The following is a 12,401-nucleotide window of genomic DNA, read 5'->3' on the forward strand; positions in this document are numbered from 1 at the left end:
GAATCCGCACGCGGGGCGCGTGCGGATTCCACCGGGGCCAGGGAACTGCGGCGGTGGCAGGACCGGTCAGTTCGAGGCGAGGTTCTCCAGCGTCGACTCGGTGTCGTCTCGGACCCACTGCACGACGTCGTCCACGTCGGGCATCTCGTAGTCGTCGTAGGAGGTCCCGTAGGCGCTCCAGCTCATCTGGTACGTCATCCAGCCGTCGCGCACCGCGAGGATGACCGCGCGGCTGCCGCTCTTGTCGTCGCCGGCGGTGGTGTCCTCGGTGACGAGATAGGCCTCGTCGCCGAAGCCGGTGATCTTCTCCACGTCGTAGTCCTCGTAGCGCTGGTCGTACTCGGACCACATCGCCGTGAACTCGGCGGCCGGGTCGGTCTTCTTGTGCAGGTCCATCGTCACGGAGAAGTACGCGTCGGAGTAGGAGGACGTCGAGGACTTCTTCAGGGAGATGCTGCAGTAGCTCTCGTCGAGGGCCTCGTGCTTGAACCCGTTGTGCACGGGAGCCGTGTCCTCCTCCGGATACTCGGTCTTCATGTTCGAGTAGTCGACCGAGGAACAGAGGTTGGCCTTGGCCTCGTAGCCGCGCAGGTCCGCCTCGGGCCCGCCGCCGCCCCAGCCGAGCAGGAAGACCCCACCCGCCCAGGCCGCGGAGGCGACCAGCGCGCCCAGCACGGTGAACAGCACGGCACGGCCGGCGGCGCCCGTCCCGGGCTGCGCGGCGGGCGGCGGCCAGGCGGCCGGCTGACCGTACGGGTTGGGCTGCGCGGGCACGGGGCCGGTGGGAGGGCCGTAACCGGCGGCCGGCTGGGGCGCGGGATAGGCGTAGGCGCTCGGCGCCGCCTGGGGCTGAGGCGCCTGCGACTGGGCCGGGAGCTGAGCCTGGGGCTGGGCCGGGCTCTCGGGCCCGGGATGCATGGCGGCGGGGAGAGCCGGGGGCGCGGACGCCTGGGGCTGGGCCGGTGTGTCGACCCGGGTCGGGGTCGGGGCGGGAGTGGGGGGCTGGGCGCCCGCCGGGACGCCCTCGGGGTTTTCGTGCATCGGGTTCTCCTCGTGTTCTCGGTCGGTGGGATGCGGCAGCGGCGGAACCCGCTGCGGAGGACGGCCTGCCCGGCGTCGGACGGTTGCGCCCCGGCAGGTGTCGGGAGGAAGGCGGAACCCGTGATCAGGACGCGTCGGCCGGTCCGGCCGGAGTCCCGGCCCTTCGGGCTGCTACGCCACGGGGTCCGCTCAGGCGATGGAACGACCGGGAAACGCCGGAAAGCCGGCGCCGCGAGGACGGGCCGGGGAACGGCATGTGGTGACGGTTCAGCACACCGCCGGGGCCGGGCCGTTCGGCCCCGTGCCGCGTGGACGGTCGTGACGTCTCCCCCAAGTGGACCACCAGCCAAGGCCGCGGAGTGCCGCCCGGAACGTAGGGCGCAGAAGAGGACTACCCGCTGTCCGAGCCCTTCCATGCGGCCTCACGCGCCCCGGCCGGAACGGCCGTCGGTACGGCCGGCCACGCCCGCCGTGCCGCATCCCTGCTGATGACCTGCGCCTTGCCCGCCACTCCCCGCCCCACCTGTCCCCGTCGCACCTGAATGGACCGACTTTCGCAGATTCACGCCGCCCGGTCGTCCGTAGTTCTACGTAGCCTGTCTACGCAACCTTTCGACGGGTCAGCGATCGACCAACGTCTCGGCGTCGGCCGAGAGTTCGCCCGGTGGCGGGGCCTCCGGCGGCCGGGACCGTTCCGTCGGCGTTTTCGCCGTTTCGGGGCTTGCGGAACGGCAATCGACCGTTCCACTGCGATCACACAATGTCACCGTGTGTGATGTCTCTCGCCTCATCGCGCGGGGCAGTGTAGACATGGGCACATGGTCCGACTCTTGGGGCGCTCTCGGACTCAGTCGGCCCGCGGCCCCCTCGGCCTGCGCGCGCAGCACCGAGACGGCCGCGTTCACGAGGCGCGCGAACAGCGTGCGCATGACGTGCGGAACGACACGGTCAGCCGACATCGGCTGGGGCGGGTGTCCCGCTGGAGAGCGGTCGTGGGGCTGCGCTCGGCAGTGGGCGGACGCAGTCTCGCCGGTCAGGTGTTCCTGTTCCAGGTCGTGATCGTGCTGGTGCTGGTCGTGTCGGCCGTGGTGGCGCTGGTGCTCCAGACGCGCCACGACAGCACGCAGGAGGCCCGCAACCGCTCGCTCGCCGTCGCCGAGACCTTCGCCAACGCCCCGGGGACCGCTGAGGCGTTGCGCGCCCCGGACCCCACGGCCGTGCTCCAGCCACGGGCCGAGGCCGCCCGTGTGCAGTCCGAGGTGGACTTCGTCGTGGTGATGAACACCGACGGGATCCGCTACACCCACCCCAAGCCGGACCGCATAGGGAAGAAGTTCGTCGGGACCCTCGAACCCGCGCTGGAGGGCCACTCCTTCACCGAGTCCGTCATCGGCACGCTCGGGCCACTGGTGCAGGCCGTGGTACCGGTCAAGGACGACGACGGCAACGTCGTGGGCCTGGTGTCGGCGGGCATCACGACCGAGAACGTGGGCGGAGTCGCCGACCGGCAGCTGCCCCTGCTGCTGGCCGCCGCGGCCGCGGCGCTCGCCCTCGCCACGGCGGGCACCGCGCTCGTCAGCAGGCGGCTGCTGCGCCAGACCCACGGCCTCGGCCCGTCCGAGATGACCCGGATGTACGAACACCACGACGCGGTGCTGCACGCCGTCCGGGAAGGCGTGATCATCACCGGCGGTGGCGGACGGCTGCTGCTCGCCAACGACGAGGCGCACCGCCTGCTCGACCTGCCCGCCCACGCCGAGGGCCAGTACGTCGGCGCACTCGGCCTGGAGTCGCACATGGCCGAACTGCTGCACTCGGGACGCATGGCCACGGACGAGGTGCACCTCGTCGGGGAACGGCTGCTGGCGGTCAACCAGCGGCCCACCGACCCCAAGGGCGAGCTGTCCGGCAGTGTGGCGACACTGCGGGACTCCACCGAGCTGCGCGCCCTGTCCGGCCGGGCCGAGGCGGCACGCGAGCGGCTGCGGCTGCTGTACGACGCCGGGGTGGGCGTAGGCACGGGCCTGGACGTGACCCGTACGGCCGAGGAGCTGGCCGAGGTGGCGGTGCCGCGGTTCGCGGACTTCGTCACCGTGGACCTGGCGGACACCGTGCTGAGCGGCGAGGAACCGGAGGCGGTGACGGCGCGCCCGCTGCGCCGCACGGCCGTCGCCGGCATCCGCAGGGACGCCCCGCTCCACGCGCTGGGCGAGCACATCACCTTCGTCGCCTCCTCACCCCAGGGGCACAGCCTGAGCACCGGGCAGGCCCTCCTCGAACCCGACCTCTCGCAGGCCGCCGGATGGGCCGCCCAGGACCTCGAACGCTCCGCGCAGGTCGTGGCGTACGGCATCCACTCGCTGATCACCGTGCCGCTGCGGGTCGGCCCGCTGGTGATGGGCGTGGTCACCTTCTGGCGCTCCGAGAAGCCGGAGCCGTTCGACGCGGAGGAGCTGGCCCTCGCCGAGGAACTGGTCGCCCGGGCCGCGGTCTCCATCGACAACGCCCGGCGCTACACCCGCGAGCACACCATGGCCGTCACCCTCCAGCGGAGCCTGCTGCCGCGCACCCTGCCCGAGCAGAGCGCCCTGGACGTCGCCTACCGCTACCTTCCCGCGCAGGCCGGGGTGGGCGGCGACTGGTTCGATGTGCTGCCGCTGTCCGGGGCCCGGGTCGCCGTCGTGGTCGGTGACGTCGTCGGCCACGGTCTGCACGCGGCGGCCACCATGGGGCGGCTGCGTACGGCGGTGCACAACTTCTCCGCGCTCGACCTGCCGCCGGACGAGATCCTCGGCCTCCTCGACGAGCTGGTCAGCCGTATCGACCAGGACGAGGACGCGCAGGACGACGCGGTACCGGTCACCGGCGCCACCTGCCTGTACGCGATCTACGACCCGGTGGCGCGGCGCTGCACCGTCGCCCGGGCGGGCCATCCGCCGCCGGCGGTGGTCGGTCCCGACGGCAGCGTGGACTTCCCCGACATCCCGACGGGTCTGCCGCTGGGCCTCGGCGGTCTGCCGTTCGAGACGACCGATCTCGAACTGGCGGAGGGCAGTCGGCTGGTGCTGTACACGGACGGGCTCGTCGAGGACCGGGAGCGGGACATCGACGACGGTCTGGAGCTGCTGCGCGCGGCCCTGGCCCAGGCCGACGGGTCCCCGGACGCGACCTGCCAGGCCGTGCTGGAGGCCCTGCCACCGGCCCGGACCAGCGACGACATCGCGCTCATCGTCGCGCGTACGCTCGCGCTGGACAGCGGTCGCGTCGTCGACTGGGAGGTGCCGGCCGAACCGGCGGCCGTCGGTCAGATGCGGGCTTCGGTCAGCGGGAAGCTCGCGGAGTGGGGGCTCGAAGAGCTGGAGTTCACCACCGAACTGATCCTCAGCGAGCTGGTCACCAACGCGATCCGTTACGGCAACGGCCCGATCCGGGTCCGTCTGCTGTACGACCGCCGGCTGATCTGCGAGGTCTCCGACGCCAGCAGCACCGCGCCCCATCTGCGCTATGCAGCCGCCACGGACGAGGGCGGGCGCGGACTGTTCCTCATCGCCCAGCTCAGCGAGGGCTGGGGCACCCGCTACACGCCCGCCGGGAAGGTCATCTGGGCGGAACAGGCCCTGCCCTGAGCCGGGGCGCGGCGCAGCGGCCTCCCCCGGATGGCGGCCCCGGCTTGACAGGCGGACGATGAGGAGGTGGGCCGGAACGGAAGGAGCCGTCATGCTTGAGATCAAGACCACCGACAAGCCGGACGAGCGACGGGATTTCCCCCGTGGCCACCTCGAGGCGCTCCACATGACCGGACTCGACTTCGCCGTGGGCACCTTCGAACCCGGCTGGCGCTGGTCGGAGTCCGTGGCGTCCATCGCGGGCACGGACAGCTGTCAGATCCACCACAACTGCTACGTCGCCCAGGGACGGATGCACATCACCATGGATGAAGGCGGCGAGGGCGAGGTCGGCCCCGGCGACGTCTTCGTGTGCCCGCCCGGACACGACGCCTGGGTCGTGGGCGACGAGCCGTGTGTGGTGTACGACTTCGCCGGAGGCATGGCTCAGGAGTACGCCAAGGCGAAGGACTGACGCCCGGCGGGTCCCGCCCCTTACGGCTTGTACGCCACTCCCCCGTAGACGTCGGTCGGCTCCGGGTCCGTCCCCGGTTCCGGGCGCCACAGCGGGCAGGAGACGATGCCCGGCTCCAGCAGTCGGAGCCCTTCGTAGTACGCCGTCAGCTGGGCGGGGCTGCGCAGGACGTACGGCACGGCGCCGGTGTCGTCGTAGCCCTCCTGGGCGCGTTTGAGTTCGGCGTCGGTGTCCGTGCTGTCGTAGTGCACGAAGTAGCTGCCCGACGGCAGGGCGGCCTGGAGGCGGCGGACGATGTCCTTCGCCTCCTCGTAGTCCTGGATGTGGCCGAGGATGCCCATGAGCATGAGGGCCACCGGCTTGTCGAAGTCGAGGATCTCGCCGGCGGCTTCGAGGATCTTGTCGGGTTCGTGCAGGTCGGCGTCGATGTAGTCGGTGACGCCCTCGGGGGTGCTGGTGAGCAGGGCCTGGGCGTGCCGCAGGACGAGGGGGTCGTTGTCGACGTAGACGATGCGGGACTCGGGGGCGACCTTCTGGGCGACCTGGTGGGTGTTGTCGTACGTGGGCAGGCCGGTGCCGATGTCGAGGAACTGGCGGATGCCGAGTTCGCGGGCGACGAAGGTGACCGTGCGGATGAGGTAGACGCGGGAGGCGCGGGCCATCGTCTCGATGTTGGGGGCGATCTCGCGGTAGGCGTCGCCGGCGACGCGGTCGACGTCGTAGTTGTCCTTGCCGCCCATCCAGTAGTTCCAGATGCGGGCCGAGTGGGGCACCGTGGTGTCGATCTTCGACAGTGCTTCCTGGTCAGGGGTGGGGCGGCTGTCTGCCATGGGCTCTCTCCTGCCTCGCATCGCGCGGTCCTGGCCAACCTATCGTCAACTGCCCTGCATTTGGCCAGAGTTGGGACTGACGGGGTACGGGGCCACCTGCGGGACGACCCGGCTCGCCCGGATCGCCGACGTCGAGCGTCACGACGGGCACGTGCTGGACGAGGGTGGTGTACGCCCGGGCGTACGCGGTGGCCGCCTCGGCGGCTTCCGGGCACTGTGCGCGGGTGGTGCGGCCGGTGGCGGTGAGGTGGAGCAGGGCGCCGTCGCGTTCGGCGACCGCCTCGGCGAAGTCGAGTGCCTGGATCCAGGTCACCCGGGAGCGGCCCCGGCGCAGTGGCCCGTAGACGAGCTCCCGGACGAGGCCGCCGTCGACGGCGAGCCGGCCGGGCCCGGCGAGCAGTTCGCGGTAGGGCAGGGCGGGGTCGAGGTGGTGCAGGCCCGGCGGCAGGCGCCGGACCTCGAAGCCGAGGTGGGCCAGTTCGGCGGTCAGCCGGGCCCTGCCGCGCCCTTCGTGGCCCTCGATGATCAGGGTCCGGTACGGGGTGACCGTGGCCGACAGTGTCATCCGAGCCCCTCGGGAGCGGCCCGGCCCGGGGCACGAGGCGGCGTGCGCATGCCGCTCCCCCCTTCCTGCTTCCTGTACTGCTCGACGGTCGTCGGCTCCACAGTGTGTGCGGGGCGCGCGGGTGCGGGGAGTGGCTGTGCGGGTTGTCCGGTTGTGCGGGCGTGGTGGCGTCCCTGTCGGCCGTGTGGGCGGGGTCAGGCGATGAGGAAGTCGGCCTGGCCCGCCTTCGCCCCTTCCAGGAACGCGGTCATCTCCTCCCTTGAGTAGATCAGTGCGGGGCCGTCGGGGTCGGTGGACTGGCGGAAGGCGACGCTGCCGTCGGGCAGGCGTTTGACCTCGACGCAGGAACCTCCGTTGGTGCCGCTCCAGGGCTTGTGCCAGCCCTCGGGGCCGAGGTCGGGGGCGGGCATGCCGCTGCGGATGGGGCCGTCGGATGCCATGTTCACAACTCCTTGCGTAGGGCCGCCAGGATGTCCCTGGTTCTGGCCACCGGTTCCGCCTGCACGGACATCCGGTCCAGTACCTCCAGGTAGGTGACGACGTCCGCGGGCTGGTCGACGTACTGGGCGCCCGCGAGGCCTTCGGTGTAGACGATGTCGGGGAGTTCGGAGAAGCCGAAGCGGAAGTAGTGGAAGGGGCCGTACGCCCCGGGGTGCGGTCCGGCCGCGAACCGCATGATCTGGATCCTGACCTTGGGCCGTTCCGTCGCCTCGGTGAGCCGGTCGATCTGGGCCCGCATCACCTCGGGGCCGCCCACCGGCCGGCGCAGCACGGTCTCGTCGAGGATGGCCCAGACGGCGGGTGCCTCGGATTTGGCCAGCAGGTCCTGGCGCCTGAGGCGCAGCGCGACCCGGCGTTCGACGTCCTCGGGGCTCGCGTTGGGGAAGCCGACGCGCAGGAGGGCGGCGGCGTAGTCGTGGGTCTGGAGGAGGCCGGGCACGTACTGGGGTTCGTAGAGGCGGATGACGGCGGCTTCGCTCTCCAGGCTCACATAGGCGCTGAACCACTCGGGCAGCACATCGCGGAACTTGTGCCACCACCCGGGCTGGTTGGCCTCGCGGGCGAGGGAGACGAAGTCCTCGATCTCGGCGCCGGCGACCCCGTAGGTGCGCAGCAGTTCCTTCACGTAGGGGATGCGGAGTCCGACCTCCGCCTTCTCCATGCGGCGGACCGTCAGGGGGGTGACCTCGATGGCGCGCGCGGCCTCGTCGAAGGAGACTCCGGCCTGCTCTCGCAGTTGCCTGAGCCGCTTGCCGAGGACCATGCGCAGGACCGTCGGCGCCGCGGGGGCGCTGCCTCCTGAGCGGGTCTCACTCACGCGCAACCTCCCGGGGCGGGATTCACAGCGTGCAGTGTGCCACGCGTTCCATTGACACGGACAGGTCCTTGCAGTTCGTTCTGAAATTATCAGAACGCAGGTTGCGAGCTGAGTTGTTCGGCCACCATAGTGATCGAGTGACCTGCCGCACACTTTCGGCAGCGTTCCTCGAACTCCTCCGGCCCGTCCGGTAGTTGGCGCCTCGGCGGGTACGGGCTCCAGCCGTGCGCCGACCTGATGCGACATCTGGATGGCCGCCGTGACGAACGGACAGACGAGGACTCCGGTCAAGGGTTCCAGCGGGCCCAACAAACCGCTGGCGGCCGCCCTGAAAGAGGCGGGCTGCTCGTACGCCTCGCTCGCCCTGCGGGTCAATGAGCTGGGCCGTTGCCAGGGCCTGGACACCAACTACGACAAGGCGTCGGTCACCCGTTGGTTACAGGGCCAGCAACCCCGGGGCACCACACCGGAGTTGATCGCGGCGGTGCTCGGCGAGCGGCTGGGCCGGGCGCTCGCCCCGGCGGATCTGGGCTTCCCTCTCGACCGCGGACGCCCGGTCACGGCACGGGCGTTGGTGTACGGGGAGAACGTGGCGGAGACCCTGCACACACTGGCCGAGCTGGGCTCGACCGACATCTCCCGGCGCAGTCTCCTCGGCTCGGTGCCGTTCGTGCCCGGCGCGCTGGCGAACCCCCAACGGGCCTGGCTGCTCTGGCTGGTGGAGAGCCAGGGCGCCACCCGACTCGCGTCCGCTTCGGGCGCGGGGCCGGTGGAGCAGGTCCACGCGATGATCCGCATGTTCGACGAGATGGACAACCACTACGGCGGCGGCGGGGTCCGCACGAGCATCGTGCAGTATCTGACCACCGAGGTCATCCCCCTGCTCCAGCAGCGCGGCACAGCGGCGAACCAGCGGCGGGAGCTGTTCGCCGCCGCGGCCCGGCTCGCGGCGATGGCGGGCTGGAGTTCGTACGACGCCGGGGAGTACGGCCTCGCCCAGCGCTATATGACGCAGGCGCTCAGGCTCTGCGCGGAGGGCCGCGACCAGGTGCTGGGCGGGCAGATCCTCGCCGGGCTGTCCCATCTGGCGACCGGCCTCGGCCGCCCCGACGAGGGGGTGGCGCTGGCCCGTGCCGGGGTGGCGACGGCACGGGACGCGGGCAGCCCGCTCGGGCTGATGCGGCTGCACGCCATGTCCGCGCGCGGACACGCGGCGATGGGCCGGCCGCGTGAGACCGCCGAGGCGCTGCGGTCGGCGGAGAAGGAGCTGGACAACAGTCGCGGGTCCGCCCAGGAGTCGCCCTGGGTGCGGTTCCTCGACCATCACTACCTCCAGGCCGAGTCGGCCGTCTGCTTCCGGGACCTGGGGCTCTCCGCCCAGGCCGAGCACACCGCGAGCGAGTCGGTGCGCGCCCACGCCGACCGGCGGCGCCGCCAGGCCATCAGCCGGTCCGTGCTGGCCACGGCCCATCTCCAGCAGAACCGCCTGGACGAGGCGATCGCCACGGCCTGCGAAGCGCTGGAGGCGCTCAGCGGAGTGCACAGCGAGCGGTCGATCCAGGCACTGCGCGACTTCCGGGGGCGGCTGGCATCCCGTCGACATGAGCCGCTCGTGCAGGACTTCGAACGCAGGTCACGGGTGGTGCTCGGGGCGGTGGCCTGACCTGCCGTCAGGTCAAGTGCTGCTCAGTAGCCGTACGGCGAGGGCGCGTTCTGCGCCCGGTCCACGGGCAGATGGGCGCCGGAGACACCGCTCGCCCAGTCGGACAGCAGGAACACCACCGCGCGTGCCACCTCCTGCGGCGTGACCGGTTCACCGCCCGGGAGTTCGGCTCCGGCGAAGGCGGCGTACGCCCTCGGGTCCTCCTTGCGCATTCGGTCCCAACGACGGCCGGGGATCAGCATCGAGCCGGGCGAGACGGCGTTGACGCGGATGCCGTCGGGGGCCAGTTCGCGGGCGAGGGAGGCGGCCAGGTGGATCTGGGCGCTCTTCGCCGCCCCGTACTGGGCGGGCGGCCCCGGTTTCCAGCCGGAGATCGAGGTGATCAGCACGATCGAGCCGCCGCCCGCGCCCCGCAGGCACGGCAGGGCCGCCCGGGTCAGCCGTACGGCGTGTCCGATGTTCATCTCCCACGTGGCGGCCCAGTCCGCGATGTCCGTCTGCTCGAAGGCACCGCCCCGGGAGCCGCCGACGCAGGCCACGATCCCGTCCAGTGCGTCGGCTTCCGCCGCTGCTCTCACATCGTCGGGTGCCGCTGGCCCGACCGACTCGCGGAAACGTTTCGCCGCAGTGCTGACGAAGTCCTCCAACCGGCCGGGCTCCGTCACGTCCAGCTCTTCGGTGAGCAGCCGGGTGCGCGCCTCCTCGCTCAGGGACGCGTCCAGCGCCTTCAGTCCCGCCGCCTCGCGGGCACAGGTCGCCACCAGGGCCCCCTCGGCGAGCAACAACCGTACGATCTGCTCCCCCAGCCCCCGGCTGCCACCGGTGACCACCACCCTCTTGCCTCGCATGCCGTTCACCATGGCCGTGCGGACACCGCTCGCGTCACTACTTGCCCGCAACTGCACAACCCCTCCACCACCTGGTGTTTTGTGTGTCCGGTGCTGTTGTCTGCGACAACAGCACCGGCGGCGCGCCGCCTTGCCCCCCCACAGCACCAAGGAGGACATCGATGACGGCAGCCAGTGTCGGCGCGCCTCACGGCCCGCTCCCCGCCGCACCGGGACGGGACCCCGGGTGGAGTGTGTACGGCGGCTCCGTCGGCGGGGCCGTCGGGCCCCTGGCCGTCGGCTTAGGTACGGGCGTGGTGAGGCTGCCTTGATCTCGCTCAGGCGGTCCCGGGTCTTCCAGATGGCGGTGCCCGCGCACCCGTCGTGCGCCGCCGGAGTGCGGCGCGCGGTGGCCGCGCACCTGGAGCTGTGGGACCTCACCGCGCTCCTCGACGACGCCGTGCTCGCCACGGACGAGCTGTTCGCCAACGCCGTCCGGCACGCGAGCTCCGACTCCTCCGACACCGTCGCCGTGGTCCTGGAGTGCTCCGAGCGCGAACTGCGGGTGACACTCGCCGATTCCTCGCCCGCGTTGCCCGTGCGGCGTGCGGTGGACGGGTCCGCCGAGTCGGGGCGCGGGCTGTCCATCGTCGCCGCGCTGGCCGACGACTGGGGCACTGAGCCGCCGGAACCGGGTGCCGTGGGAAAGAAGGTGTGGTTCTCGCTCGTCGTCCGGGAGCCCTCCTGGGAAACGCCTTGACGGGCGCGTCGGCCATGGAGGAGACACCGAGCACCACCGCGCGCGAGGAGGACCTCGCCGCCGAACTGCTGCGCAGGGCCGAGGCGGAACATCGGCTGGCGTACGAGGCGCGGTCGGCGCCCACCGCGCACGTTCGGCACCGTATCGCCCAGTGCCGTACGGACAACGCCCTGGCCCTGGAGAAGATCGTCGCCCGGCACGGCTGGCCCACCGCCGCGCTGGTCGCGGAGCCCGCGTCGACGGCGGCCCTGGTGATCCTGCTGCACTCCTCCGACCTGGGCTTCCAGCTCTCGTGCCGGGATCTGATCGCCGAGGCGGTGGCGGACGGCGGCTGCCCGGCGGTGCATCACGCCTATATCGCCGACCACTGCGCGGTCGAGCTGGGCCAGCCGCAGTTCTACGGCACCCGCATCGACCCGCGCACGCTGTTCCCGTACCCGGTCCGGCATCCCGAGTCCGTCGACGAACGCCGCCACGACGTGGGCCTCGGCCCGCTCGCGGAGCATCTGCGGGCGGTGCGGCGCGGGTTGCGGGCGGCCGGCGGCCTGTAGGCACGGGGGGGCTCTTCACCTCCCAAGACTGGCGAACAGCCGCACACGCACCGGGTACGGCCTGTCACACTGCACTTCATGGCCTCGATGACCCCCTCACGCGCGCTGCTGACGCTCACCACGGGACTGACCTGTCTGCTGGCGGCCGGTGGCGCCCTCATCGGCATGCTGCTCGGCGGTGCCCTCGTCGCCCTGGGAGCGGCGGTCGGGGCGGGGGCCTTCGGGGCGGCGGGGTCCTTCGTCGTACGGCGGCGGGCGATGGCGCACTTCGCGGTGGCCCAGCGGCAGGCCGGGCAGCGGGGGTACGCCGAGGGCATCGCGCACGGTGTCCTCATCCACGTGACCGCCTACGAGGCGGCGGTGTTCCCGCGCACCGGGCCGGCCGGAGTCACCGACGAGGAGCGCGTGGCGCGCCGCACCATCGCCTACCGGATGGCGGCCCTCGACGAGGTGCCGCACTCCGTGCGGGAGGCGGCGGCGAACGCCCTCGCGCTACTGGACAGGACGGACCGCGAGGGCGCCGAGGAGGCGCTCACACGGCTCGCCGCGACGGTCCGCCGGGAGTACGCCCGCCCCTGAGGCGCCGGGTAATCGGTGGGCGACCGTGACACGACGGGCGACGGCCTGCTCGGCGGCTTCCAGGAGTTCGTGGGCCACCGCGGTCCGGTCGAACACTTCGGTCGGCAGCTCACACTGTCCATCGGCGAGGTGACCGGGGCGCCCTCCCCCGGGTGGCTCGGTCCGCACCCGGGGAAGTGAGCCCGCC

At 72.0% G+C, this 12,401-nt stretch carries 13 protein-coding genes; 7 read left to right on the forward strand and 6 right to left on the reverse strand.

Going from position 1 to position 12,401, the window contains the following annotated elements; genetic code table 11:
• Positions 1-66: 66 nt before the first annotated feature.
• A complete protein-coding gene (locus SGFS_RS02450; RefSeq protein WP_286247226.1) occupies positions 67-1,041 on the reverse strand; it encodes a hypothetical protein in 975 nt (324 codons plus the stop codon).
• An 818-nt stretch (positions 1,042-1,859) separates the two neighbouring features.
• Between SGFS_RS02450 and SGFS_RS02455 the strand changes: the two genes are divergently transcribed.
• Positions 1,860-4,667 carry a SpoIIE family protein phosphatase gene (locus SGFS_RS02455; protein ID WP_286247228.1) on the forward strand — a complete coding sequence of 936 codons (2,808 nt, stop codon included), beginning with the start codon at positions 1,860-1,862 and terminating at the stop codon, positions 4,665-4,667.
• A 91-nt stretch (positions 4,668-4,758) separates the two neighbouring features.
• Positions 4,759-5,121 (forward strand): cupin domain-containing protein, encoded by a 363-nt coding sequence (locus tag SGFS_RS02460; protein ID WP_286247231.1) that lies wholly within the window; start codon positions 4,759-4,761, stop codon positions 5,119-5,121.
• Positions 5,122-5,141: 20 nt separating this feature from the next.
• Here the strand turns inward: SGFS_RS02460 and SGFS_RS02465 are convergent, their stop codons facing one another.
• The 4 genes from SGFS_RS02465 to SGFS_RS02480 all read right to left on the reverse strand — a co-directional run bounded on the left by SGFS_RS02465 (position 5,142) and on the right by SGFS_RS02480 (position 7,780).
• Positions 5,142-5,951, reverse strand: coding sequence for an SAM-dependent methyltransferase (locus SGFS_RS02465; protein WP_286247233.1), 810 nt, complete (start codon positions 5,949-5,951; stop codon positions 5,142-5,144).
• The gene (locus SGFS_RS02470) at positions 5,926-6,516 is read right to left on the reverse strand and encodes a hypothetical protein (protein ID WP_286247235.1); all 591 of its coding nucleotides are present in this window, start codon (positions 6,514-6,516) and stop codon (positions 5,926-5,928) included. The genes SGFS_RS02465 and SGFS_RS02470 overlap by 26 nt, the downstream gene beginning before the upstream one ends.
• Positions 6,517-6,710: 194 nt before the next feature.
• Positions 6,711-6,956 (reverse strand): DUF397 domain-containing protein, encoded by a 246-nt coding sequence (locus SGFS_RS02475; protein WP_286247238.1) that lies wholly within the window; start codon positions 6,954-6,956, stop codon positions 6,711-6,713.
• A gap of 2 nt (positions 6,957-6,958) precedes the next feature.
• Positions 6,959-7,780 carry a helix-turn-helix domain-containing protein gene (locus SGFS_RS02480; RefSeq protein WP_286259744.1) on the reverse strand — a complete coding sequence of 274 codons (822 nt, stop codon included), beginning with the start codon at positions 7,778-7,780 and terminating at the stop codon, positions 6,959-6,961.
• A gap of 304 nt (positions 7,781-8,084) precedes the next feature.
• Here SGFS_RS02480 and SGFS_RS02485 point away from each other — a divergent pair, with 304 nt between their 5' ends.
• A complete protein-coding gene (locus SGFS_RS02485; RefSeq protein ID WP_286247240.1) occupies positions 8,085-9,497 on the forward strand; it encodes a tetratricopeptide repeat protein in 1,413 nt (470 codons plus the stop codon).
• 23 nt (positions 9,498-9,520) lie between these two features.
• Here SGFS_RS02485 and SGFS_RS02490 read toward each other — a convergent pair whose 3' ends face one another.
• Positions 9,521-10,345 (reverse strand): SDR family NAD(P)-dependent oxidoreductase, encoded by an 825-nt coding sequence (locus tag SGFS_RS02490; RefSeq protein WP_286247242.1) that lies wholly within the window; start codon positions 10,343-10,345, stop codon positions 9,521-9,523.
• Positions 10,346-10,652: 307 nt separating this feature from the next.
• Here SGFS_RS02490 and SGFS_RS02495 point away from each other — a divergent pair, with 307 nt between their 5' ends.
• From SGFS_RS02495 to SGFS_RS02510, 4 genes are all read left to right on the forward strand, one after another.
• Positions 10,653-11,084 carry an ATP-binding protein gene (locus SGFS_RS02495; protein ID WP_286247243.1) on the forward strand — a complete coding sequence of 144 codons (432 nt, stop codon included), beginning with the start codon at positions 10,653-10,655 and terminating at the stop codon, positions 11,082-11,084.
• Positions 11,085-11,098: 14 nt separating this feature from the next.
• Positions 11,099-11,635: a DUF6624 domain-containing protein gene (locus SGFS_RS02500; protein ID WP_286259746.1), complete on the forward strand. Its 537-nt coding sequence runs from the start codon at positions 11,099-11,101 to the stop codon at positions 11,633-11,635.
• Between the two features lie 78 nt (positions 11,636-11,713).
• On the forward strand, positions 11,714-12,214 hold the full coding sequence (locus SGFS_RS02505; protein WP_286247245.1) for a hypothetical protein: 501 nt from the start codon (positions 11,714-11,716) through the stop codon (positions 12,212-12,214).
• 15 nt (positions 12,215-12,229) lie between these two features.
• Complete coding sequence (locus SGFS_RS02510; RefSeq protein ID WP_286247247.1) at positions 12,230-12,394, forward strand: hypothetical protein; 165 nt, start codon at positions 12,230-12,232, stop codon at positions 12,392-12,394.
• Positions 12,395-12,401 lie beyond the last annotated feature (7 nt).

This window comes from Streptomyces graminofaciens (assembly GCF_030294945.1).
In the GTDB taxonomy this organism is placed as follows: domain Bacteria; phylum Actinomycetota; class Actinomycetes; order Streptomycetales; family Streptomycetaceae; genus Streptomyces; species Streptomyces graminofaciens.

Excerpts from the sequence above, each read along its gene's own strand:
- SGFS_RS02450 (WP_286247226.1), bottom strand. The coding sequence starts at position 1,041 with ATGCACGAAAACCCCGAGGGCGTCCCGGCGGGCGCCCAGCCCCCCACT.
- SGFS_RS02485 (WP_286247240.1), top strand. The coding sequence starts at position 8,085 with ATGGCCGCCGTGACGAACGGACAGACGAGGACTCCGGTCAAGGGTTCC.
- SGFS_RS02505 (WP_286247245.1), top strand. The coding sequence starts at position 11,714 with ATGGCCTCGATGACCCCCTCACGCGCGCTGCTGACGCTCACCACGGGA.
- SGFS_RS02480 (WP_286259744.1), bottom strand. The coding sequence starts at position 7,780 with ATGGTCCTCGGCAAGCGGCTCAGGCAACTGCGAGAGCAGGCCGGAGTC.
- SGFS_RS02490 (WP_286247242.1), bottom strand. The coding sequence starts at position 10,345 with ATGCGAGGCAAGAGGGTGGTGGTCACCGGTGGCAGCCGGGGGCTGGGG.
- SGFS_RS02465 (WP_286247233.1), bottom strand. The coding sequence starts at position 5,951 with ATGGCAGACAGCCGCCCCACCCCTGACCAGGAAGCACTGTCGAAGATC.
- SGFS_RS02470 (WP_286247235.1), bottom strand. The coding sequence starts at position 6,516 with ATGACACTGTCGGCCACGGTCACCCCGTACCGGACCCTGATCATCGAG.
- SGFS_RS02475 (WP_286247238.1), bottom strand. The coding sequence starts at position 6,956 with ATGGCATCCGACGGCCCCATCCGCAGCGGCATGCCCGCCCCCGACCTC.
- SGFS_RS02455 (WP_286247228.1), top strand. The coding sequence starts at position 1,860 with ATGGTCCGACTCTTGGGGCGCTCTCGGACTCAGTCGGCCCGCGGCCCC.
- SGFS_RS02500 (WP_286259746.1), top strand. The coding sequence starts at position 11,099 with ATGGAGGAGACACCGAGCACCACCGCGCGCGAGGAGGACCTCGCCGCC.
- SGFS_RS02460 (WP_286247231.1), top strand. The coding sequence starts at position 4,759 with ATGCTTGAGATCAAGACCACCGACAAGCCGGACGAGCGACGGGATTTC.